This window comes from Epilithonimonas sp., assembly GCF_032054305.1.
GTDB lineage: Bacteria > Bacteroidota > Bacteroidia > Flavobacteriales > Weeksellaceae > Epilithonimonas.
In genome coordinates this window covers 133,829-157,613 of sequence record NZ_DAMBSX010000001.1, presented here as the reverse complement: position 1 = coordinate 157,613, position 23,785 = coordinate 133,829, and the positions used below count along the sequence as shown (strand labels likewise).

The 23,785-nt window shown below is 36.5% G+C and carries 21 protein-coding genes; 15 read left to right on the top strand and 6 right to left on the bottom strand.

The annotated features are described in order from the left end of the window. Positions 1-49 precede the first annotated feature (49 nt). On the bottom strand, positions 50-1,639 hold the full coding sequence (locus RTX21_RS00775; protein ID WP_312764689.1) for a class I SAM-dependent methyltransferase: 1,590 nt from the start codon (positions 1,637-1,639) through the stop codon (positions 50-52). Between the two features lie 222 nt (positions 1,640-1,861). Here RTX21_RS00775 and RTX21_RS00770 point away from each other — a divergent pair, with 222 nt between their 5' ends. The 6 genes from RTX21_RS00770 to RTX21_RS00745 all read left to right on the top strand — a co-directional run bounded on the left by RTX21_RS00770 (position 1,862) and on the right by RTX21_RS00745 (position 7,539). Beyond that, positions 1,862-3,013, top strand: a complete 1,152-nt coding sequence (locus tag RTX21_RS00770; RefSeq protein ID WP_312764687.1) for an ABC transporter ATP-binding protein — start codon at positions 1,862-1,864, stop codon at positions 3,011-3,013. A gap of 13 nt (positions 3,014-3,026) precedes the next feature. Beyond that, the gene (locus RTX21_RS00765; protein WP_312764685.1) at positions 3,027-4,916 is read left to right on the top strand and encodes a hypothetical protein; all 1,890 of its coding nucleotides are present in this window, start codon (positions 3,027-3,029) and stop codon (positions 4,914-4,916) included. 75 nt (positions 4,917-4,991) lie between these two features. Further along, positions 4,992-6,035 (top strand): methylated-DNA--[protein]-cysteine S-methyltransferase, encoded by a 1,044-nt coding sequence (locus tag RTX21_RS00760; RefSeq protein ID WP_312764683.1) that lies wholly within the window; start codon positions 4,992-4,994, stop codon positions 6,033-6,035. A gap of 163 nt (positions 6,036-6,198) precedes the next feature. Beyond that, entirely contained in the window at positions 6,199-6,561 is a 363-nt protein-coding gene (locus RTX21_RS00755) for a nuclear transport factor 2 family protein (protein ID WP_312764681.1), read from the top strand. Positions 6,562-6,630: 69 nt separating this feature from the next. Beyond that, positions 6,631-7,149 carry a GNAT family N-acetyltransferase gene (locus tag RTX21_RS00750; RefSeq protein ID WP_312764680.1) on the top strand — a complete coding sequence of 173 codons (519 nt, stop codon included), beginning with the start codon at positions 6,631-6,633 and terminating at the stop codon, positions 7,147-7,149. Positions 7,150-7,176: 27 nt separating this feature from the next. Further along, complete coding sequence (locus tag RTX21_RS00745; RefSeq protein ID WP_312764678.1) at positions 7,177-7,539, top strand: cupin domain-containing protein; 363 nt, start codon at positions 7,177-7,179, stop codon at positions 7,537-7,539. 209 nt (positions 7,540-7,748) lie between these two features. Here the strand turns inward: RTX21_RS00745 and RTX21_RS00740 are convergent, their stop codons facing one another. Together RTX21_RS00740 and RTX21_RS00735 are read right to left on the bottom strand one after the other, a co-directional pair. Further along, positions 7,749-7,964 carry a hypothetical protein gene (locus RTX21_RS00740; protein ID WP_312764677.1) on the bottom strand — a complete coding sequence of 72 codons (216 nt, stop codon included), beginning with the start codon at positions 7,962-7,964 and terminating at the stop codon, positions 7,749-7,751. A 282-nt stretch (positions 7,965-8,246) separates the two neighbouring features. Next, complete coding sequence (locus RTX21_RS00735; RefSeq protein WP_312764676.1) at positions 8,247-10,190, bottom strand: hypothetical protein; 1,944 nt, start codon at positions 10,188-10,190, stop codon at positions 8,247-8,249. 482 nt (positions 10,191-10,672) lie between these two features. Here RTX21_RS00735 and RTX21_RS00730 point away from each other — a divergent pair, with 482 nt between their 5' ends. Then, entirely contained in the window at positions 10,673-12,286 is a 1,614-nt protein-coding gene (locus RTX21_RS00730) for an AraC family transcriptional regulator (protein ID WP_312764674.1), read from the top strand. A gap of 16 nt (positions 12,287-12,302) precedes the next feature. Here the strand turns inward: RTX21_RS00730 and RTX21_RS00725 are convergent, their stop codons facing one another. Both RTX21_RS00725 and RTX21_RS00720 read right to left on the bottom strand, forming a co-directional pair. After that, entirely contained in the window at positions 12,303-12,686 is a 384-nt protein-coding gene (locus RTX21_RS00725) for a DUF3037 domain-containing protein (RefSeq protein WP_312764672.1), read from the bottom strand. Further along, on the bottom strand, positions 12,664-13,452 hold the full coding sequence (locus RTX21_RS00720) for a HipA family kinase (protein ID WP_312764670.1): 789 nt from the start codon (positions 13,450-13,452) through the stop codon (positions 12,664-12,666). The genes RTX21_RS00725 and RTX21_RS00720 overlap by 23 nt, the downstream gene beginning before the upstream one ends. A gap of 264 nt (positions 13,453-13,716) precedes the next feature. On the opposite strand from RTX21_RS00720, the gene RTX21_RS00715 reads away from it, so the two are divergent. The 6 genes from RTX21_RS00715 to RTX21_RS00690 all read left to right on the top strand — a co-directional run bounded on the left by RTX21_RS00715 (position 13,717) and on the right by RTX21_RS00690 (position 20,072). Continuing rightward, the gene (locus tag RTX21_RS00715) at positions 13,717-15,333 is read left to right on the top strand and encodes a sensor histidine kinase (RefSeq protein WP_312764669.1); all 1,617 of its coding nucleotides are present in this window, start codon (positions 13,717-13,719) and stop codon (positions 15,331-15,333) included. Then, a complete protein-coding gene (locus RTX21_RS00710) occupies positions 15,326-15,976 on the top strand; it encodes a response regulator transcription factor (RefSeq protein ID WP_312764667.1) in 651 nt (216 codons plus the stop codon). The genes RTX21_RS00715 and RTX21_RS00710 overlap by 8 nt, the downstream gene beginning before the upstream one ends. Positions 15,977-16,102: 126 nt before the next feature. Next, the gene (locus RTX21_RS00705; protein ID WP_312764665.1) at positions 16,103-18,145 is read left to right on the top strand and encodes a T9SS type A sorting domain-containing protein; all 2,043 of its coding nucleotides are present in this window, start codon (positions 16,103-16,105) and stop codon (positions 18,143-18,145) included. 135 nt (positions 18,146-18,280) lie between these two features. Next, on the top strand, positions 18,281-19,216 hold the full coding sequence (locus RTX21_RS00700) for a nitronate monooxygenase (protein ID WP_312765439.1): 936 nt from the start codon (positions 18,281-18,283) through the stop codon (positions 19,214-19,216). Between the two features lie 135 nt (positions 19,217-19,351). Next, positions 19,352-19,780, top strand: a complete 429-nt coding sequence (locus tag RTX21_RS00695; RefSeq protein ID WP_312764663.1) for a DUF4268 domain-containing protein — start codon at positions 19,352-19,354, stop codon at positions 19,778-19,780. A 55-nt stretch (positions 19,781-19,835) separates the two neighbouring features. After that, positions 19,836-20,072, top strand: a complete 237-nt coding sequence (locus tag RTX21_RS00690) for a hypothetical protein (RefSeq protein WP_312764662.1) — start codon at positions 19,836-19,838, stop codon at positions 20,070-20,072. Positions 20,073-20,091: 19 nt separating this feature from the next. On the opposite strand, the gene pnuC is transcribed toward RTX21_RS00690, so the two are convergent. After that, a complete protein-coding gene (gene pnuC, locus RTX21_RS00685) occupies positions 20,092-20,754 on the bottom strand; it encodes a nicotinamide riboside transporter PnuC (protein WP_312764660.1) in 663 nt (220 codons plus the stop codon). Positions 20,755-20,933: 179 nt separating this feature from the next. On the opposite strand from pnuC, the gene RTX21_RS00680 reads away from it, so the two are divergent. Beyond that, entirely contained in the window at positions 20,934-22,475 is a 1,542-nt protein-coding gene (locus RTX21_RS00680) for an amino acid permease (RefSeq protein ID WP_312764658.1), read from the top strand. Positions 22,476-22,687: 212 nt separating this feature from the next. Then, positions 22,688-23,707: a glycosyl hydrolase gene (locus tag RTX21_RS00675; RefSeq protein WP_312764656.1), complete on the top strand. Its 1,020-nt coding sequence runs from the start codon at positions 22,688-22,690 to the stop codon at positions 23,705-23,707. Positions 23,708-23,785: the final 78 nt, after the last annotated feature.

Here is a 23,785-nt window from a genome sequence, read left to right as displayed (position 1 = left end):
GTTTTCATTTTAATTATCTGTCTTATCTGTTCATTCTGCGAGAGATTCATTACTTCTTCAAAAGATTAATACTCACCGTCGCCAACTCAGAATCCGGAAACTTCTTGAAAAGATTAGTATCAGGTTCTAATCCGGATTCTTTACAAATCCTGTGAAAGACATCGACTTCCACAATGTATTGGTCGGAAAATCCGTGCGTTGCATCATAAGCTGTCGCCGCGGTTAGTCCTAAATTTTTCGAAGTAATTCCCGGTGAAAGTGTATGCAGTTCAATCAACAACAATCCGAATTTCTCCACATAAGGTGTCCATTTTTTGAGGTGATTCAGAAGATTTTCTTCCACATCTTTGTTGGATAATCGTTTTCCCCGGAAGGCAAAAGCGCCAGTTGAAGTGCTGATTCTGGCAGAATTAATTTCCAAAACATCTTCCCAAATCCTGTTGTGGTCAAGGAAAGTTCGGATGTTGAGCAAATCGCCCAAACCAATATTGTAATCGGACTGTAAATCTTCCGCCAGTTGTTTCGGATTTCCAATGTCGCCCCAAATCACTTTTGCCCAAATATCATTTTTGATGAGATTAGCTCTCGTCACTTTCAGTGCCGCCTGATTGTAATCTGCACCAACCAAAAACAACGGATTTTCCTCCAAATGTTTTCCACGCAAAGTCTGCCTTTCTATCACGTCATAAAGATGTTGCAACAACGCGCCGTTCCCACAACCCATATCCAAAATTCCTTTTGGTTGTTCGTTCAAAGGACGATTGAAAATATCGATGATAAACTCATCAATCACTTTGAAATAAGTCAAATGTGCGCCACCACTTCCCCAGACATTCATTTCGCGGTTAACGTGGATTTCGTCTTCGCCGTCTTCAATTTCTCGGATTTCTGCGGCTTTTCCAAAAATCAGTTGATTCAATTTTGAAAACATCGGAAGATAAGAAACCGTTACGCCATAAGCGGTCGCACGTCTCGCAAAAAACAATCCCGTTTCGGTAAATTGAAAATTATCACCTTTTTTTGAAAACCAACCAAGTTCTGAAAGATAATCCAATATTTTTTCAAAATATTCCGGATTTTTATGGAATTCTTCCGCGCTGAAACTCGCTTCCATAAAATATTTGTGAAACATTCCGCTCATTCCGAGTTTGATAATGATGGGACCGACCAAAGCACCTTCGATGTGTTTTTGGATTTGATAATTCAAAGAAGGTTCGTTGACATTTTCGCTCAAAAATGATTTGTATTTCTCAAAAATCTGAATCCATTTTTTGCAGAGACTTTCCGTGAGTTCTTTGGAATTGATGATATCAAAATCTGCCAAAAACTCAGCTAAATCAACATAAATGTTTTGATGAGAAAAGACTTCATCGGTGTTGTTATTTTTTGAAATTGTGACAATGTCTGATTCATTATTCAAATCATAATTCAGGAAACCTTGTGACGCCAAAACCCGTAATGCAACATTCAGATAACCTTCATTGGCATCAAATTTTTCATTGATCTCAGAAAGTTCCAGATGGTCATTAGCCAAAATAAAATCCAAGATATTTTTCTTTGACAAAGCCGAAATCACAGGCGCGGTCACGATGCCATCCAAATGTCTGAAAATTGATTCACGAAGTTTTCTCTTGTCCATAAAATAGTTGATTTTGTGTTTTGGAAGATAAATATTTTTCTTAATATCATTTGAAAATAAATTCAGCTCGCAGATTCGGCAGATTTCACAGATTCATTTCTTTTTAAAATCTGCTTAATTTGTGAAATCTGCGAACTGAAAAAAACTAATTAAAAGTTAAATTGAAAATAATAAACCCAAACTTATTTTAGTTATCTTTAAAACGTTCAAAACAAAATAACTATGACAAAACATCAACAAAGAGTGAAGGCTGTTTTTCACTTTTTTGATAATAAAGATATTGTTCTTGGTTTTAGGAAGTTGCTGGATTGTGCGATGGATACTCAGAATATGGCCATCTACAAAACCGCCATCGAACTTACAGACTGGAAAGAAAAGAACCCTGAAAAATCCGATGAGCTCATTGAAAAATGTAAAGTTTTCCTTGTTGAAATCGAGAAAATCGAAGTCAAGGAATATCCAACGGAAATCTCAGTTCTAACAGCTAAAAATATCCAAAAATCTTATGGAAGCAATCATTTTTCGCTCGGTCCGGTTTCTTTGGAAATCAAGAAAGGTCAGGTTTACGGTTTGGTAGGAGAGAACGGAAACGGGAAAACGACGTTGCTCAGGATTTTGGCTAAAGAAATTTCGCATAATCAAGGCGAGTTGAATTACAAATTTGATGAAACGCCTAAAGATGAATTTGAGCTAAGAACAAAATTGGTTTATATTCCTCAAAGAACCGAAAAATGGTACGGAAGTCTGAAAGATAATTTGAAATTCGTCTTGTCAAGTTATGGTGTAAAACCCGAAGAGAACGAGACCAGAACGCTGATGATGATTGCGCGTCTCGGACTTTGGAATTACAAACATCTGAAATGGAACGAGTTATCGTCAGGTTACAAAATGCGTTTCGAATTGGCGAGAACACTTCTTCGTCAGCCTGAAATCCTTTTGCTGGATGAACCTTTGGCGAATCTTGATGTGCTCGCTCAGCAAGTGATTTTGGAAGACTTGAAAGCGATTGCTAATTCGGTCAATAATCCGATTGCGTTGATTCTGAGCTCTCAGCAATTGTATGAAGTCGAGAAAATTTCGGATAAAGTCATTTTCCTCAAAAATGGAAAATATCAGGACAACGAAACCAAGTCTGAAACCGAAAATGCAAACCTGATTGTGGAAATCGATACAGACAATTCCAGAGAAGATTTGTTGCAGATCTTCCAGCCATTTGCGCTAGAAAAACTGAATTTCAACGGTGGGATTTTCGTGGCTTATTTCAGTCCTGAAACCAAGTTTTCTGCTGTTTTATCTGCTTTAGGAAATTCGAAAATCCAAGTGACTTACATTCGTAATATTTCATCTTCCACACGTCGTTTCTTCGTAGAATAAAAACTTCTGACCAATGCAAAAAATAAATACAATTAATCAATATTTACTGGAGAGATTTCCCAATATCTGGAACACGAGAATCGTCTGGATGTTGCTTTTGGGAATCGCGGTTCATCTTATTTTCTTCTTTATCGGCTTCGTTTCGCACGCGAGTCCTGGCACATTGCAACATACGAGAGCCATCGATGATTACTTCTCCACAGGACTTGTCTTTGTTCACGTCATTATTTCGGTGCTTCTCATTGTTGGCTGGCTGATCTATATGCTGAAGAACAACGCTTTCAAGAATTTTTATCCAAATTCTGGCAAAAAACTGTTCTTTGAATTTGTCCAGTATTTCATCATCATCTTTGTTTCGGTCACATTTTATTTTTCTTATATGACCGGTTTTCGGCTCTTCATCAATTATAAATATGATGACGAGAAAATGGCGAAAAAGATCGAAATTATTAATCATTCTGTTCCTTTCCTGTCGCAGAATATTGAAGATTACACGTTAGAAAACCGATTGTCGCCCAAACCTTTTGCAGTTTTTTATTGTGAGACAGACATCAATGAGATTGACAAGACTCGGTCATATTTTGTGTATCACGACAGGGTTTATCAGTATTTCAGTCTTTATAAAAAAACGGTTAATCAAACCGATGAACGTGGACAGTTCATATATCCCGAAGAGGAAAAAAAGAACAGTGTTCCGTTGGCTTACTTTGAAAACAGCGCCGATAACAAGTCCAGAACTTATTTTTTCAAAAAACAAGTGGAGGATTTGTCGGCTTACATCAAAACGGTTGCACCAAGCTATTATAATTATTCTTCGGTTTTTTATGATAATGTCAATTCAGCTGTCAATCGCAGATATGATACTGAAGCAGATAATCTTCCAACGAAAGAACTTCTGAAACAAAAGCAAATTGAAGTCAACGACAATACAATAAGACTTATTACTTCGAAGGATTCCAAAGCATTAGAAAAGTTACTGCAGGATTTTCTACGTATTTCAAAAGAGTTCGATATTGTCAATAATCTCAATGTGAAAGATTGGTCAGCCATGGTTTACCATCCGGAGAAATTTGAGGTCAAGCGCTTTATAATGTTATATAAACCCGATGCCGGAACTGATTACGACCCTAATAAAGCACCGGCAGGGCGTTATAACGGTTATGAAGAAGCAGTCGCCGTTGATTCTGTTGCTTATGATGATAATTATCTGGATGCCAATGGTAAAATCCGGAAAGATACCATCAGCATCAGGGATTTTAATCCTAATGTGGACCGGGAGATTTCGCCGAAGGATTATTTCAAGAGAAATATGACCGATTTTTACTATTACACAGCGGATTTAAATAATTTGTTGGAAAATGTGGACACTATCAAGACCGATGATTTCTTTTCGGATTCGGTTCATCTTTTTATCTGGATTTCTTTTGCGCTGGCTATTTTGATTTTCAGTTTCAGAATTACAGATTTGCGCTCACTGCTGTTTAGTATTATTTCTGCTGGGGTTATCATTTTGCTGGTGACACTTTTCTGCGTGTTCTTTGCCTTTGTGGGAGGTTTTAAGAATATGTTTTTTATTCTCTATACTATTCTTACTGTTGGTGTCATAATTCTTTTGATACCATTTATCACCATTGGAAAAGCTCGGAAAATTGTAACGTCAATTTTTATGATTATTTCGATGGCCGGTTTTCCACTGTTTATTTGGTTAATTTTTGGAATTATTAATGAACATCAAGTTATCGATTGCAGAACTAAAGTTTATACTGGGGATAATTATCTGAGTTGTAAAGGCGTTTTAGATGATTTGGGACTGACAACCAGTTATATTATGCTGATTGCGACTTTTGTTTTTCTATATTTCTATACTGGATTTGTCAAAAAATGGAAAGCGATGCCGGAGTAAAAAATACTTGTTCATTTTTCGGTTGTTAACTGATTCTGAAAACATCTAAATTTGTATCATTCAAGACAATCAGTTATGGAATTGAGTAGCGAAATAATGTACCAGGCTTCATTTGAAAAAAATCCCGAATTCGAAGGGGTTTTCTGGATGGGTGTAAAAACAACAGGAATCTTTTGTCGTCCAACTTGTACTGCAAGAAAACCCAAACCTGAAAACGTTGAGTTCTTTGATAATACTAAAGATGCGATTCTGAAAGGTTATCGTCCATGCAAAGTTTGCAAACCATTGGAAAATCCAGATGAAACACCAATCGAAATTCAAAAAATAATGGATGAATTATCAGTTAATCCTGAGATTAAATTCAAAGACATTGATTTAGTTGAAAGAGGATTACAACCTGTGACAGTGAAACGATGGTTTCTGAAACACCACGGAATGACGTTCCACGCTTTTCAAAGAATGTTCAAAATCAACTCGGCTTTTAAGAAACTTCAGCAGGGCGAGAATGTTTTGGATGTGGCTTTAGATAACGGTTATGAAAGCTTGAGCGGTTTCAATGAAAGTTTCAAATCAATCATCGGAACTTCTCCTAAAAACTCGAAAATGGAAAAGATTGTTGACCTTAAAAGAATCGAAACGCCTCTCGGAACAATGATTGCCTGTGCCACCGAAAACGGAATCTGTATGTTGGAATTCTCCGACAGGAAATCACTTTCGAAAGAGCTGGAAGATATTTCAAAATATTTCAAAGCCACTATTGTACAAGGCGAGAATCCTCATTTCAAAACTTTAGAAACAGAATTGGCAGAATATTTCGATGGAAAAAGATTAGATTTTACAGTTCCATTGGCGCCTGTTGGGACAGATTTTCAGAAAAATGTTTGGGAAATCCTGAGAATGATTCCTTACGGAACCACGAGAAGTTACCAGCAACAAGCCGATATTCTCGGTAATCCAAAAGCCGTGAGAGCTGTTGCCAATGCGAATGGACTTAACAAAATCTCCATCATTATTCCTTGTCACAGAGTGATTGGAACTAATGGAACTTTGACTGGTTACGGTGGCGGAATCTGGCGAAAACAGAAGCTGTTGGAACTGGAGAAAGCCATCCTATTCTAAATTCCCCTTCCTTGAAGGAGTGGATTTCGAACTCGTTCGAAAGACGGGGTAGTTAAAAATAAGAGGTTTCCAGAGTCTCAATATTTCGCGGATTAAGCTGATTTTCCAGATTGATTAAAATCTGCTTAATTTGCCAGATCAGTGAGACTTTAAAATGAAAACTATGAAATCAGAAGAATTGAAATATATAGCCAGCCTTTGGTTCAAGGCGTTCAACGAGCAAAATTTGGGAGATTTACTTTTTCTTTATGATGAATCTGCACAGCATTACAGCCCAAAACTTAAAATCAGAGAGCCAAAAACCAATGGTTTGATAAAAGGAAAAGAAGCGTTGAGAAATTGGTGGAAAGATTGTTTTGAAAGACTGCCAACTTTGCGCTATCAAGTTGATAGACTAACCGCAGACTCCGAACAGGTTTTTATGGAATACACCAGAAAAGTGGAAGGCGAAAAAGATATGAAAGTAGGAGAGGTTCTGGAAATCAAAGATGGGAAGATTGTTTTCTCCAGAGTTTATCACAGTTAAAAAGAATCAGGAAACAAGAGACAAGAATCAAGACTACAACCTAAAACTACCACCTAAAACCTCACAACAATGAACATCCAACCGACTTTAGAGAACGACTTTATAAGATTGGTTCCATTAGAAAACGATGACTTTGAGCAATTGTTTTCAGTCGCTTCCGACCCCAAAATCTGGGAACAACATCCTAATAAGGATCGATATAAAAAAGAGGTTTTCGAAAACTTCTTTCAGGGTGCGATAGAAAGTCAAGGTGCTTTCAAAATCGTAGAGAAAAATACAGGAGAGATTGCCGGAAGTACAAGGTTCTATGATTATAATCCGAAAGATAATTCGATATTCATTGGTTATACATTTTACGCTACAAAATTCTGGGGTTCAAAACTGAATCCACAAGTCAAAAAACTGATGTTGGATTATATTTTCCAGTTTGTGGATAAAGTTAATTTTCACGTTGGTAAAGATAATATCCGTTCTCAGAAGGCGATGGAAAAGCTTGGTGCAAATAAGATGGATGAGGTTAATGTGGCTTACTTCGGCGAACCAGAGAAACTGAATGTCGTTTTTGAAATCATGAAACCCTCTTCATAAAATCCATAAATCTAATAAACTATAAAAATGAAAAAGTACAGAGTTCAAACAAGACCATTTGTAGTTCCGACAACTGATGGTAAGTTGATCGAGGAACATTGGGGAAACTCCACCCAAACATCAGATATCTCCATAGCACATATGATTGCACCGCCTGATTGGAGTGAACCACATCAAACTCCGGAATTTGATGAGTTTACCATTATTCTTTCGGGAAAGAAACATTTTGAGATAGATGGTGATTCTATTATTCTTGAGAAAGGGCAAAGTATTCTGATTGAAAAAGGTGCAAGAGTCCGTTATTCCAACCCGTTTTATGAACCTTGCGAGTATATTGCTATTTGCCTTCCTGCTTTTTCTATGGAGCTTGTGAATAGGGAAGCTGAATAGATTAAACCATTAGACCTAATAAAACTAATTTATAAGGAAAGCTGATTAAGAATCCTTGAGAGTTTTTCACTCCTATTGACCTAGGGGATTGATATGCTGGACAAAATTCATTTTCTAATTCGGAGATAAGGTTCTGCTATGGTCATTATTTTTTCGAGGTAGTTTATTGGTTTACCCATTTTATAAGCGCTATTTAAATTCATAATTTTTTATGACATTATTCCCTGGAATATTTTGAATTTATGGATGGTATATACACTTTCCACGATTCCATCAATATCCAGATCTACCATTAGGGTTCGTTCTATGAACCAGATTCGTGTAATATAGATAAGCTGTATTCCTCCGAATTCAGAATAATCAGGAGCTCCAAAAAGAGAGTATAGCTCTTCCTTGTTCTTGCCTATCAATATATGTGCTTTCATTACTTGTTTTGTGATTTTCATAGTCTTGATACTTTTTAATTGTAAGGCAATGTCGTTTTAATATTAGGTTTTAGTGCTGTAAAACGGCATTAATTATATAGGCCGGGCAAATATCAAAGTGTCTGCGTTATTGTTTCTGCCATGCTGAGGCTCTCGAAGCATCTCTCATTTTGTTAGGCCAAGTCTTTTGTCAAAAGGTTATCGCAGAGTAGGCTTTAATCTTGTGTAAAATTTGGCATAGTTTTTTTTATTTGTTAATTATTTATCAGTTTTTTATAATACTTATTGGGCAATTTGTGTAATGGTAATCGAGCCCAGATTTACATAATTGCTGGCAGAAGAGTCGGAATGATAAAGTAACCTTATTTTGTCTCCCGCATTTAGAGTGCCTGTCCAATTGATAGAGTTGCCATTGTCCACTGTAGAACCATTCATATTAGCATTGGTATCTTTCATCAGAAGGGAGTAGGTGCTTCCACCATTGGTGCTTTTCTGAAGCAATGCAGATACAAACCAGCTTGTTTGTGCATTTACGTCATGGGAATGAGCACTTTGCATGCTAAAGGAATAGATTCCTCCCATACCGGGAGGTACCGTGAATACGTTGCTTGCATAGGCGCTATATACATCTATATACTCAGTTGGATAATTGGCGAGGAGCATGTTAGCATTTCCAATATTCTGGTTACCAACCGCAGCCGCACTTAATATTATTTTTGAGGTTCCCGTTGGAAGTCCATTTACATATCCTAAAACACCGTTGGCATCTGCCACTACGGTTCTAGTTGCAGTAAAGGTTTGGTCTTGACTACCAGATGCTGTGCCTCCCGATGTTGTATTGATGGCATTGGCTGTCCCGTTCGCAGGAAGGTTTCTCAATCTTGTGATGCCATTGTTATCGAGTTTTTCGGTTGGGCTTATCGTATTTATACCAACATTTCCTGTGGGAGTAATACGCATTTTTTCAGTCCCGAGCACTGAACTTCCTCCTGCGCTTGTAGTAAACGCTAGATATGCAGGCAATGTAGTTTGTGTAGGACCTATGTTAATTCCTCGGGAATCACCTCCTGTTGTAATTTGGGCAATACCCTCCGGATCTTGAAATAACTGCATATTAGAACTTACTCCGTCGCTATTATTGTCATTTGCCGTTAATACTATACTGGCTCTTTTATTGCCGGCTATACCTGTTTGGCTAAGCCCATTGTTAGGGTAAAACGTAGTAGACTGATTAGTACCTAAGAAAGTAAGTGTTCTACCAGCCTGGGTCAGTGTACGATTACTAGTGAGAGTGCCATTAGCATTGTATATATTAACGGGAGTTGCCGGCAAACCTGCCACAGTTCCCAAAACACCATTGTCATCGGCAACAACAGTCCTGGTTGCTGTAAAAGTCTGATCTTGTGCAGCAGACATATCGCCTGTAGATGTAGTATTGATGGCATTGGTTGCACCGTTTGTAGGAAGGTTTCTCAGTCTTGTAATGCCGGCGTTGTCAAATCGCTCTGTTGGATCGGGAGTATCTACTCCAACATTTCCTTCTCCTGTGATCCGCATTCTCTCTACACCGGTGGTATTGCCGCCAGGGCTTGTGCTTAATGTTATCGGAGCAGAATCATTAGTATAATGAGTAGATAAACCGAGTCCGGTAGAGCTGTTGGAAGCTGTGATTTCGGAGCCGGAATTCCATTGTTGTATCCACAGGTTAGCACTTCCGTTATGAAATCCCATAGCTGCATCAATGGAAGTATCAGCAGCCTGCTGATGGATTCTCCCATCTATATCCCAATAGGTTTTCCGTGCTGCTCCTACAAAATTCAGTGTTTTTCCGTTCAGTGTTAGTGTGCGGGAGTTTCCGGGACCGATAAGTGAACCGTCGGAATTGTATATATTAGTGTCATTTGCTAAACCTGATCCGGTGCTGACCCATTTAGTACCATTAAAATAATAGTAACCTGTTGCGGTCACATCAATCGTTTGTCCTGCCGGCGCTGAGTCTGCTACAGTTACATATACTAATGTTCCGGTCTGCTCCGTAGTATAGGTTTTGGCTCTTAGCTGATCGCCTGTAAGTCTTGGAGCGGTGATACCGTCTAACGAGTTGGTGTCAGCAGCTTTCCCTACGACATCCAAAGTGGACTTTGGCGTATCTGTATTGATTCCTACTTGGGAGAATGCTAATCCAGAAAGCAATAGCATTCCTAAAAGAATAATGTTTTTTTTCATTTGTGTATCAATTAAAATTAGTCTTGAAATACTTAAATGATGAAACATTCTAATATGAAAAGAAGAAATTCTTCTCTATAAGAATAAAAACTTTCTTTGTTTTCATCATTTGTGTTTTTACCTAATATATATGTCTTTGTGTTTTTTACTTTTTGGTATTGTGAAATGAGGTGAGCTAGTTCAAGACTAATAAATACCGATGGCAATATTAAGCCGAACGATTCTTTCCGGCAAAGGTTAGGCTTGGTGATTTCCGAATTGTCTCATATGTTTTTCATATCTTATATTAATTTTACAAATAAAAAGCATTGATTATCAGTTTTTTATATAATATTTTATTTTCATCATTATGAAATGTACTTTTAGTCTGTGTATATAGAGATTAGTCTTTTTCTGAATTTATACATTAAATTTGCAAGTGTACCTTCAGATATTATTGCTATCAAAATAATTTAATTAGATACTTAATAAAATTTTTATTCATGAAAAAATTATTTTACTCTTTTCTTATCCTTTTTTCTTTTTATATCACGTATGCACAAAATCTAAAACAATCTGATTCTTTTCACCAAACTGAAAAGCAAATCACCGACCGCTATGATAAAATCGAGATGGATGATGAGGAAGAGGCTAATATTGATGAAATAAAAAAACTATGCGAACAATCCAAAAAACTGAACTTCTCTGAAGGAATTCTCAGGGGACTAATGATACAGCAACAAGTCGCAGCAACGCAAAAAAATTATACCCTTTCCGCAAAATATGGAAACGAAGCGGAGATTATTGCCGAGCAAGTGCAGAATTATAAAGCACTAAGTAAGATCAGTAAGCTTAGAGGCTATGTTGATATGATACTGGATAAATATCCTGAGGCTGAGATTCACCTCAAAACGTCAATAGGCTATGCGGAAAAAATTGAAAATAAAGCGGATAGACATATGGCTCTTTGTGGCATCTATATGAATCTTGCAGGAATGTATGAAGGACTAGAAAAGCCTGAAAAGGCATTGGAAAGCCTGAAAAAAAGCCTGCAATATATAGAAACGGTACCGGTAAATAATTTAACAGAATATCAAAGGGATACTTATTATTATCTATATATTAACGGGTTACAGAGCATGGGAGGTTATTATATCGTTCGGAAACCACAAGACCTTGATCATGCTGAATTTTATTTAAAAAAAGTTTTGGATTTTCAGAACACTGCCCCGAAATATTTTGAGGGGCAAGAAACGAGTGTCTATAGATCACTATGCGGTTTGTATTTTGAAAAAGGAGATTATCAAAAGTCACTGGATTATTCCTTCAAATTTCTTGAAGCTGAGAAAAAGCAAAAAGACCCTGTAGCCAGGTTATGGGTTTATAATAAAATGAAAGATGATTATAAATTTTTGAAGAATAATAATGAGGAAATCAAATACATGCGATTATCTACTGCTCTGAATGACAGCCTTAATTTTGCAGAGAAGAAAGCTATTATATCCCTTTCGAGAGACCAGATAAAGAAATCCGATAATAGAAACAGTCTTTTTCTTGAAAAAATTATAGTTGGAAGTGCAAGTGTAATTCTTGTCATTATCATTGGGTTCTGGATATTGATCAATAAGAAAAATAAACGCCATCGCAAAAAATATGATGAGCTGATTGCTAAAATAAACAGTAAAAAAGATACAGTTCCTCCCAGTATGACACCTGATAAAGTTGAAAATAATAATACAAGACCTACTATTGTACCGGACGAAACGGCAAAAGCCCTTCTTCAGAAACTGGAGAAATTTGAAGCATCGGAAAAATACCTGAAAAAAGAAGCTAATCTTACATGGCTTGCCCACAACCTCAGTACCAATACTAAATACCTCTCTGAAATTATCAGGATCTACAGGGGTAAAAACTTCTCAAACTACATCAACGGATTACGCATCAACTACATTGTCCACAAGCTATACAACGAACCCAAATACCGGGACTATAAAATAAGCCATCTTGTTGAAGAAAGCGGATTTGTGACTTATAAGGTTTTTGTAATAGCCTTTAAAAATGAACATGGTGTAACGCCTTCTTATTTTATTGAGAAGCTGAAACAAGAAAATTTATAATCTACATTTTGGCAGGTTACAGGACCAATTCTTCAAATAGCCTGTCAAAAGTTGTATCCAAATCCAAACTAGCGCCAGGATGAGGCCTTGAAGTCTGAATGATGGAACTCTTCACTGCGGTCAGCCATCGGAAACGCTCCGGAATATCGAGCTGCGCGATAGACCCGGCCGATCTTTCGCCTTTGGCAATGCTCACGAAGGATTCCAGATGTTTCTTCACATCATCATAGTCCAGTTTGGAATGGATAGTGCGAAACTTATCTTCGCAAAGATGGATTCTCACGGCAATATATTTGGCTTTCTTAGAGAATAATATCAACCCGACATTGAAGAACTCTTCACGCTCCGGTTTTGGCACCAGGCGTATCACGGCATATTCATATAACTTTTGCTCTTGCATTTTTGGCCTCGTTTAAAAAGTTATCAGAATTAGCTAATCGTCTGGTGAGAAACTGGAAATAGACGTCTTTGATCTCTTCCGGAGAGAGGTCTGTGTCGTCCCGAAGGAGCCAATCGGTAGGTATCAGTTCTACGATTTCTTTTAGAACAGCATCAGTCAATATAGCTTTGAATTTTGCATTTGCCTCGTCCAGCTTAGATGCCTGTGGCAATAGAACGTGATCTTTTATCATCACGAAAGGACTCACCGCATTCTTTTCCCAGTTGTCCCAGGAATGATGGAAATATAAAGAAGCACCATTGTCTATCAGCCAAAGTTCCTGATGCCACATCAGCATATTGGTGTTGCGGAACGTTCGGTCGATATTGGTAAGAAAGGCGTCCAGCCAAACTATTTCTGATGCGGTCTTAGAATCTACCTTCACTGCTCCCGGGTCATAAGTGATCGCGCCGGAGAGATAATGCAAAGCAAGATTTAGTCCGCAGCTGTTCTTTAATAGGTCTTGGATCTCTTCATCTGCTTCAGCACGCCCAAAATCTTCTGAAAGGTTGGCAAATACCAGTTCAGGAATTCTAAAACCCAGCACCTGAGATATTTTTCCTCCAATCAATTCGGATATCAATGCTTTCACACCATGTCCCGCACCACGGAATTTCAGTACATATTTGAAGTCGTCATCCGCCTCTGCCAAAGCTGGTAAAGATCCACCTTCCCTCAGAGGAAGGATGTACCGAGTGACCGTAACTGTTCTTAGAGATAAGTCCAATTTGTAATTTTTTGTAAAAATAGGGATTTGCCATAGAATTAAGTGAATGATTTCTATTTCAGAACAGAAAACAGTGGTTTCAGAACAATTTTATTTTTGAATAAAAAGACGTGTCTACATTTGATTTTGGAAGGAAATAGGTTGAGGTTCAGGCTTATCAAACATCATATTTTATTCTATCTTTGTTAAGTGGTGAAAAATTATTTAAGTTTTTTTCTGTTTTTTATTCAAGTTTTTTGTTTTGGACAAGATACTTTTCAGTCATTGGAAAGAAATCTTGATCATAAGATTCGGAATTCAGAATATAAGTCTGCTCTGGAATTGATCAATCAAAACAGAGAAAAATATAAAGACTCTGATAAAGTCAATTTAGATGTTCTGAAAGTTAAAATCCTCATAGAATTAGGCTTGTATGATGAAAGTTTCAAACTATCCCAAAACCTCATTGATTTTAAACTAACACCAGAACAACAATTAAAAATCCGCATCGAAAGAGAATTGATTTTTGAAATCAATGGTGATGAAAAATCCAGCAAAAAAGAAATTGATGAAGCTGAGAAATTACTGATCAAGCATCCGGAACTCAAGCCTAAAAATTACACCCATTTTCTCATCAGAAAGTCTTCTTATTACAGGGTGAATAATCATCGGGAAATTGCCTTTAAAATTGCCAATGAAGCTAAAAAATATGCAGTTGCCGTTAATGATGAAACACGACTTCCGGAGGTTGAATTAATTCTTGGATTCGGAAATCGTGAAAATCCGGAAAAGAAACTAAGTCATTTTCAACGCGCTTTGTACTTGAATAAAAGACTTCGTCATAACGAAGCTATTAACGCACTTTACAATAATATTTCGTTTTTCTATTTCTCGAAACACAATTATAAAATGGCAAATATTTATTCTGACTCAGCTATTGCTAATTCTTCCAGATCCAATGTTCTCAACTACAAGGCAGATATTTTCCAGTTGAAAAGTGAGATTCTGGAAAAGGAAAAAAAGCCGGATTCTGCTCTGTATTATTATAGACTGGCTTCGGAATTATATAATGAGTATAATGCAGATCAACGTGATATGAAGGTCAAAGAACTAGCGATACAGTATAATTTCGAAAAAGAAAAATCTGAAAAAGAACTGCTCGAAAAAAATATCGAAGGAACGAGAAAACTTAATATTACTCTCATTATATCAATTGTGATTTTAGCATTTTTTCTTTGGTTGATCCTTAAAAACAAAAGAAAAATCGAAATCCAAAAACAAAAGATATCGGAGAATAATCAAGCGCTTAAATCCAGTCTTAAGGAAAAACAATTTTTGGTTCAGGAGCTCAATCATCGTGTCAAAAATAATCTGGCTGTGATTCTCAGTTTGATTGATTTTCAGAAAAGTCAGGCTGGGAATCTGAACTATCAAAACCGTTTCGAAGACCTTCACCAGAGAATAAAAACGATCATGATTGCGCACGAGCTTTATTCTTACAGTGTCAATCACAATGATAATGCGCTGATTGAAGCCAAAGGTTACACAGATAAGATTTTTGAAACGCATCAAAACAGCTCGGGAAGAGAAATTGAGTATCAAAACGATGTGGATGATATTTTTCTTAAAGTGGATAAAGCGTTACCGCTTGGATTGATTTTGAATGAATTGATTACCAATTCTATCAAACACGCCAAAACCGAATTGTTATTATTAGATTTAAAATTAAATTTGATCGATGATAAAATCGGGTTGTCATATTCTGATAACGGAACCGATTTCGAGTTTAAAAATAAGAAAGATTCACTCGGGATTTTGATTATCGAAGGAATGGTAAAACAGCTGAAAGGCAGTTTTACAAGAAAAAACGCAAACTACAAAATCACGTTTCCCAATGACTGAACATAAAAGCAGAATACTGATTGTGGAAGATGAGATTTTGATTTCGTTTGCTGTTAAAAGGATTTTGGAACCGTTTTTTTTGCCCGAAATCGCTAATGATTTTGATGAAGCAAAACTGCTTTTGTCGCACAAATTATTTGATCTGGTTCTGATTGATATTTCACTTTCCGGAGAAAAGACGGGTTTGGATCTGGCGAAATTCATTAATGATAATATTTCTATTCCTTTCATTTTTACAACAGCTTTGACAGACCCGAGCACACTTGAAAAAGTGACCAGTCTGAAACCGTCTGCTTACCTTTCAAAGCCTGTTGATAATGTCAATCTGATAACAGCAATCACTCTGGCGTTGGCGAATCAGGATAATATTTTCAAGATTGAGATTGGAAAGCAGATTTATTATTTCCAGTCCAAAGATTTTCTTTTTGCAGAAGCTGACCATATCTATGTCGAAATAGTTTTGAAATATGGTAAAAATCAAATCCTCAGAACTACAATGTCTCATCTGGAAGAGGTTTTTCCGTCGAAATATTTCAAACGGATTAACCGAAGTGTGGCAGTTAATCCTTATCACGTTTCAAAGATCATCAATGACAAATTGTATATCGAAGATAAGATTTTCAAGATTTCCAAACATTTCTAATTTTTTTTAAGAACAAAAAACCGAGGTTTCAGAACATTTTTTCTGACAGAAAAATAGTCATTTCTAATTTTAATGGATGAAAGGCAAATCGTTTGTCATTCAATATCAATCTATTAAAATGAAATTATGAAAGCACTTCGATTATTTTTCAATTTTTTGTTTATTTCATGTCTAGTCAATGCACAGCAGTATCGGACGATTGCTATCCAAAGTGGTTTCAATGCAGATGTTATTGCTAATGGAGTTGGAAATGCAAATACTGTAATCACCAATGATATGGACGGTGGAGGGTATGCTCTTGTTTCAAAAGATTATCAACAGACATCAGCAAGTACGCCAGCTGTATATGGTCTGCCAGAAACAGGACTAATTCATTCTGTAGCTTCTCCTGGGCTCAATTATCAATTAGCTTCTTATTCTGGTAATAATTCCATAGATGCATCTAATCAATGGAAAAACATAAAAAGTGTTACTATAAGCAGAACGCCTACAGGAAGTTCAGTGGCTCATGTTTTTGCATTTTCGGCTTACCAAAAATCTGAGATTGCTCCAGATTCAAATGGACGGGTATATGTGAATGCCAACGTCGATGGTGGAACAGAGAGCGGAAATTCCTGGACAAACGCTGTGAAAAATCTGGTAGATGTTTTCTCTGCAGTCAAAACTAATAATGATATTAAAGAAATCTGGGTGGCAAAAGGAACATATTATCCATCTTTGACATCCAATAGAGATGATTTTTTACAAATAACCCGTAATAATTTCAAAGTTTATGGTGGTTTTGCAGGAACAGAAACAGCATTATCTCAAAGAAATATCGAGGAAAATGAAACTATTCTGAGCGGAGATATAGGAACTCAGGATTCTGCTACTGATAATAGTTATCACATTATGATTATTGATGCAGAAACTGCCGATATTGATAACTCTACGCAGATTGACGGTTTTACTTTTCAAGATGCTAATGCAAGTCTAGGGAGCGTTTATAACAATTATGCGCCAAGATACAGCGGAAGTGCGATTTTGATTTATCCTTCGGAATTCAATAATTCTCCGACCATTTCTAATAATATTTTTAGAAATAATTCTCAGTTCCAGACCGGCGCTATTGAAGTGGATTCCAATAATACGGGAAGTAATTTTACCAAAATTGAAAACTGCTCATTTATTAATAATTATGCAAAATATGCTGGTGGAGGGATAAGTGTTTTCAATTATAATACAGGAAGCCCTCAGAATGTACAAGTCATAGGCTGCATTTTTGAAAGTAACAGCGTTGATAATGCTTCTCAGGGAGGTACGACTGGTGGAGTAGGCGGTGCTGTATTTGTTTATGGAGGAGGTGAGGTCTTGATAAACAGGAGTAAATTTATTAATAACATCATCGGAACTTATACTCAATATTTAGGAACTTACAAAGGAACAGCAATTGCTGCTGGAAGTGCTTCCAAGGTTACTTTGGTCAACAGCTTGATTTATTCTGATCAGATTTATATTCCATTATTTAATAGTAGTTCTACTTTCAATATCATTAATTCTACGGTTTATAATCCGGATGGAGGTACTATTTTATCGACTGTTTCTCCGATTCTTAATTCCATTCAAAACTCAATTTTCTGGATGGGCGGAGATTCTGTTAATGCAATTGATGGTTCTGGGACCTCTGTTACGGCTAACAATTCAATTATCCTTCCAAAGCATAATGTAATGCTTAATGGTTCTAATAATTATACAACGGATCCATTGTTTAATAATATTTCGGCTAATGATTTTACATTGAAATCTTCCAGTAATGGAATCAATAGAGGGAATAATTCTTTTTATGATGTTTCAAAATATGGAAATTATGACGTAGCTGATAAAAGCAGGATTGAACAAACAACGATTGATATTGGTGCGTTCGAGAATCAACCGACTTTGTTGGCCTCGGATATCAATAAAGCTGAGTATATTATTATTTTTCCAAATCCGGTAAAAGATATTTTGAATTTTCATTCCGACGAGAAGATTCTTAAAATAGAGATCATATCTATAGATGGAAGAAAAATAATCGAAAAAAATATGAATGATGAGAAAAAATTGAATGTTCAGACTCTTCAAAGAGGTTTATATCTCATCAATATTTTTACAGAAAAAGAAATAAGGACGATTAGGTTCATTAAAGATTGATCACCATTTAATTTCAAAGGGAACCTGCTATTTTGCAGGTTTTTTTATTTTTAAAAAATGAATTCCTATTTTTGGGAAAAATAAACAATGTCCAGCTTCATCGATTTCGGAATTGCCCAAAAACAATATAACAGAATGAACAGAATCACACAACTCTTCGGAACAAAATATCCAATCGTGCAAGGTGGAATGATCTGGCATTCCGGATGGCGATTGGCTTCAGCGGTTTCCAATAACGGTGGATTGGGTCTTATAGGTTCGGCAAGTATGTATCCGGATATTCTTAGAGAAAATATTCAGAAGTGTAAAGCAGCAACTGACAAACCTTTTGGGGTGAATGTGGCTTTGCTTTACCCAAATCTTGAGGAGATCATCAATATCATTTTGGAAGAAGGTGTGAAAATCGTTTTTACATCAGCCGGAAATCCAAAAACTTACACGGAAACTCTGAAGAAAGAAGGCGTCAAAGTCGCTCACGTCGTTTCAAGTGTGAAATTTGCTGTGAAATGTCAGGAGGCCGGAGTAGATGCTGTTGTTGCAGAAGGTTTTGAAGCAGGTGGTCATAACGGAAGAGATGAAACTACTACATTGTGTTTGATTCCCAACGTTAGAAAACATATTGATATTCCTTTGATTGCAGCGGGCGGAATTGGACTGGGAAGTCAGATGAGAGCGGCGATGATTCTTGGCGCAGATGGTATTCAAATCGGTTCTCGATTTGCTGCGACAGAGGAAGCAAGCTCTCATGAGAATTTCAAAAATAAAATTGTTGAGTTGAAGGAAGGTGACACGCAATTAACTTTAAAAGAATTGGCGCCTGTCCGTTTGGTTAAGAACAAATTTTTTCACGATCTGGAAGGTCTATATGATACAGGCAGAAATGTTGAAGCCTTGAAAGAAACACTAGGAAGAGCACGTGCAAAACGTGGAATGTTCGAAGGTGATCTGGTGGAAGGCGAATTGGAAATCGGACAAGTTTCTGCTTTGATAGATGAAATCCTACCGGTCGAAAAAGTTTTTGAAAACTTGATCAAAGAATTCAATGAATCGAAAATAGATTTGAATTTTTAAGAAACAAATTAAAGGCAAAAGAAATATATGAAAGGCTTCGTGAGCCTCAGCCTGACAAGATTTTTAGACCAAAAAAGAAAAGCAACGAATTGCTCATCATTTATAATTCATCATTAACCATTTATAATTAACAACGTGTTCTCAAAACAAGAAGCTCAAAAATTGAAAACAGAATTCTGGACGGCTTTCGGAAAAGCTTTCCCGAGAAAATGGTTGTTGTATGATACAAAAATCAAAGATTTTTCTTTCAAATTTTATGCTGATAATAAAAAAGCTGAGGTTTCTCTGGATATAGAAATGAAAGATGAATTATTCAGAAATGCTTATTACGAGAAAATCTGGTCTTTGGAATCGATATTAGAAGATGAAATTGGAGGATTTACAAAAGATGAGTTCTATGTGTTGGACAACGGAAAAGTCATCAGCAGAATTTGGGTAGAGAAAATAGGAGTAAGCATTTATAATAAACAAACCTGGCCGGATATTTTCGAGTTCTTTGTCGAGAAAATGGATGCTTTTGAACGTTTGTTTTATGAATATGAGGATTTTATAAAAGATGTTTAGTTAGTATTCTAGAACATACTTTTACTTAATACATTATACTTTTTACAATCAAAAAATGAAAAATATTACCATAAAAGCACACGATTTTTTCGAATTATTGAAATTGAAAGACCAATCGATGTGGGATATTTTCGCACAGATGATCGATGGTGAGGAGAAAGAAATTGGTTTTACAGATGAACATGACCAATATATCTTTCACTACATTTTGCCGAAAACTCTTGAAAAATTACAAGAAGATAAAGCACTTTTTGCGAAAGAATATGCGGAAAAATTATCAGGACTAAATTGATATTCCTTAAGCGAGGAATTTAATCCTTAACCAAACTTTTCTTCCACTCGATGTAGCCGATAATCGCCATTGCTGTGAATACAAAATATTGTAAACCTGTCAATGCGAGTCCTTTTTCAAACATCATAGGAATGCAAATGAAGTCGGCAACAATCCAGAATATCCAATTCTCAATATTTCGTTTTGCCATAAAATACATTCCTACAAGAAATAGAGAAGTGGTAACAATGTCCGTATAGTTCGCCCAATCGAGATGATAAAGTCCAAGTTTGACATTCTCCATAGAAAACTGGTTGTCTATGAATGGTTTGTAGTAATAAACAGTTCCCACGAAAAATAAACTGGCCACAAACAAAATGCTTCCAACTTTCCAATCTTTTGCACTTGCTTTTTTGACGTCGACGTGGATGTGGTCATCGGAGCTTTTTGACCAGAGAATCCAGCCATAGAGACTCATCACGGTGTAATAAACATTGATGAGCATATCTCCCAAAAGTCCGAAAACGAACATAATGTAGATGAAAAGTATTGTGGAGATAATTCCTGTTGGATAGACCCAAATATTCTTTTTGATTGAAAAGAAAACGCTCAATAATCCAAATAAAACTGCAAAAGCTTCTAGATAAATCAGGTAAGTCTCGTAAGAGTTGTATTGTGCGGTCAGTTCTTGTAAAAAATCCATGGTCAAAGATAATTATTAAGACTCAAAATCTTCTACAATGTCTTGAATTAATAGTAATGTTTAAAATAAATTAGTTAAAAAGTGTTAAGGATGATATTTTTTTAATATTTTCGTAATTCAAAAAATAAATATAGAAGAAAAGCCCCCTATAAATTTTGGGGATAAAAAAAATTTAAATTATGGCAAATATTTGGATCAAGAAACCAATGGAAGCTTATGAAGCGGACATTAAAAAAAGTCAGCTAAAGCGAGTATTGGGAAAATGGAGTTTAACAGCTATTGGGATTGGTGCCATCATTGGAGGTGGTATTTTTGTTTTAACAGGTACAGGTGCTTACTATAACGCTGGTCCTGCTTTAGCTCTTTCTTTTGTCATCGCTGGGATTGCCTGTGTTTTTGCAGCATTGTGTTATGCAGAATTCGCGTCCATACTTCCGGTAGAAGGTTCAGCTTACGCTTATGCTTATGGTACAGTGGGAGAAATTTTCGCCTGGATTATCGGTTGGGGACTGATTCTGGAATATGCGATGGGTTCTATGACAGTAGCTGTTTCGTGGTCCGGATATTTTGGAAAATTACTGAAGATGTTTGGGCTGCATTTACCGGCTTGGTTAACGACAGACCCACAAACATATCTTGCTGCAGGTAATTCTGGATTTTCTATGAACCTACCTGCATTTTTAATTGTATGGGTAGTGATTGGGATTCTTTTGAGAGGAACCAAAGGGGCTGCAAAGGCCAATAACTTCATCGTTGTGATGAAGGTTTCAGCAATTATTTTCGTAATTGTTGCCGGAGTATTTTTTATCAATCCGGAAAACTGGTCACCATTTATTCCTGCTGCAACTACAATTACAGAAAACGGAGTTTCACATTCGGCTTATGGTTATGCGGGTGTTGTTGCCGGAGCTTCAGCAATTTTCTTTGCCTATGTAGGATTTGATGCCGTTTCCACACAGGCTGGAGAAGCAATCGACCCTAAAAAAGACGTACCGTTTGCAATCATTGCATCGTTGGTAATCTGTACATTATTATACATTTTAGTTTCATTGGTTTTGACCGGGATGATGCATTATACAGACTTCAATCCATTGGGTAAATATCCAGATGCAATTAAAGCACCGGTTGCTTATGCCTTCGATATTGCAGGACAGGCTTGGGCTGGTTATATCATTACAATTGCTGCTACAGTGGGTTTGATCTCCGTGTTAATGGTAATGATCATGGGGCAATCCAGAATCTTCTTAGGAATGTCAAAAGATGGTTTGATTCCGAAGACTTTTGCAAAAGTTAACCCGGTTACTGGCGTGCCTTCAAAAAATCTTGTGATTTTAGGAGGTGTTATCTCAGTAATTGCGTCATTTACACCAATCAACGATTTGGCGCATATGACTAGTTTCGGAACCTTGTTCGCGTTCACAATGGTATGTGTTGCAGTTTGGGTTTTGAGAGTTAAAGAACCTAATCTACAAAGAAACTTCAGAGTGCCAGCATTACCGGTTATTGCAGTTTTAGGAATCGCCATCAACATCTATTTGATTATCAACCTGAGCAAAGAAGCGCAAATGTATTCTTTGGGTTGGTTGGTCATCGGTTTCTTCATCTATTTCTTGTACAGTAAGAGAAATTCAAAACTTCAGAATGGAGGATTTGGAGAAACGTTCAGGGCGGAGCAAGAGCCGTTACAAGATGTGGATATCGACATCGACAATAAACATTAAATATAAATTCCGCATCTTTTTGCGGAATTTTTTTTTGGAGCTTGATCCCGCTATCCACTATATCTTTTTTGTTATTGCGAACGAAGTGAAGCTATTTTTAGAACTTTTTCCCGCAATGTCAAAAAGTTTCTATCGGGGCTAGGGATTTTGTCTGTAAAACCAAATTTAGTCAACAATCATCAACATTCCCGAACTTTCATTAATTTTATAAAATGAAAAAACTAATACTATTTTCACTCACGATTATTTCATCATTTCTACTATCTCAGAAATTCACTATCGATACTTTATTGACGGATAAAATCAGCATTCGAGCCATTCAACTCTGGGACGGAAAAGTCTGGTATGCAGGGACAGATTCTAAGTTTGGTTACGTCAATCTTAAAGATAAATCAAAAAAAAAGCAGATTAAACTTTCGGATAAAAAGCTACAGTTTCGGACTCTTGCTCAAAATAAAAATAGCTTTTACGCAATTAATATAGAAAGTCCGGCTTATTTTTTTAAGATTAACAAAAAAACTTTAGACTTCAAAGTTGTGTTCAATGATAATGATTCGACAGCTTTTTATGATGCTTTGAAATTCACAGACAATAATTTTGGATTAGCATTTAGTGACCCATCGGTCAATCAGAGATTAAATATCTCTCAAACACGAAATGGTGGTTCAAAGTGGATTCATTGTAATGATTGTAAAGATTTTCCTTATTTAGAAAAAGGCGAAGCTGCTTTTGCTGCTAGTAATACCAATATTGCAAGTTTTGGAAACGTTATTTGGATTGCAACAGGCGGAATGAAATCCAGAATATATCGTATGAGATATAAAGATTCCGATTGGAAAGTTTTCGAAACTCCTTTTACACAAGGAACTTCTTCCAAAGGAATCTATTCTATTGACTTTTATAGTGAAACTAATGGAATTGCAGTTGGCGGAGATTACACAAAGCAACCCGATAATATCAATAATATCGCCACCACCAAAGACGGCGGACAAACTTGGCAAATCCAAGCCAGCGGACAAAATGCCGGCTATATGACATGCGTTAAATTTCGTCCTAAAACCAAAGGGAAAGAAATCGTTGCGGTTGGTGACCAGCACATAAGCTTCTCCTCAGATTACGGAAAAACCTGGACAAAAATCTCCGAAGAAAAAAATCTCTACGCCTGCGAATGGGTAGATGAAAATACTCTGATTCTTGCTGGAAAAGATAAAATTGTCAAATTAAATTTCTAGACATTTTAATGTATTGCTTTGATGAGCGAAGCGCCTTTGCGAATCTTAAAATATTTTCAATAAGTTCATAAATCTTAG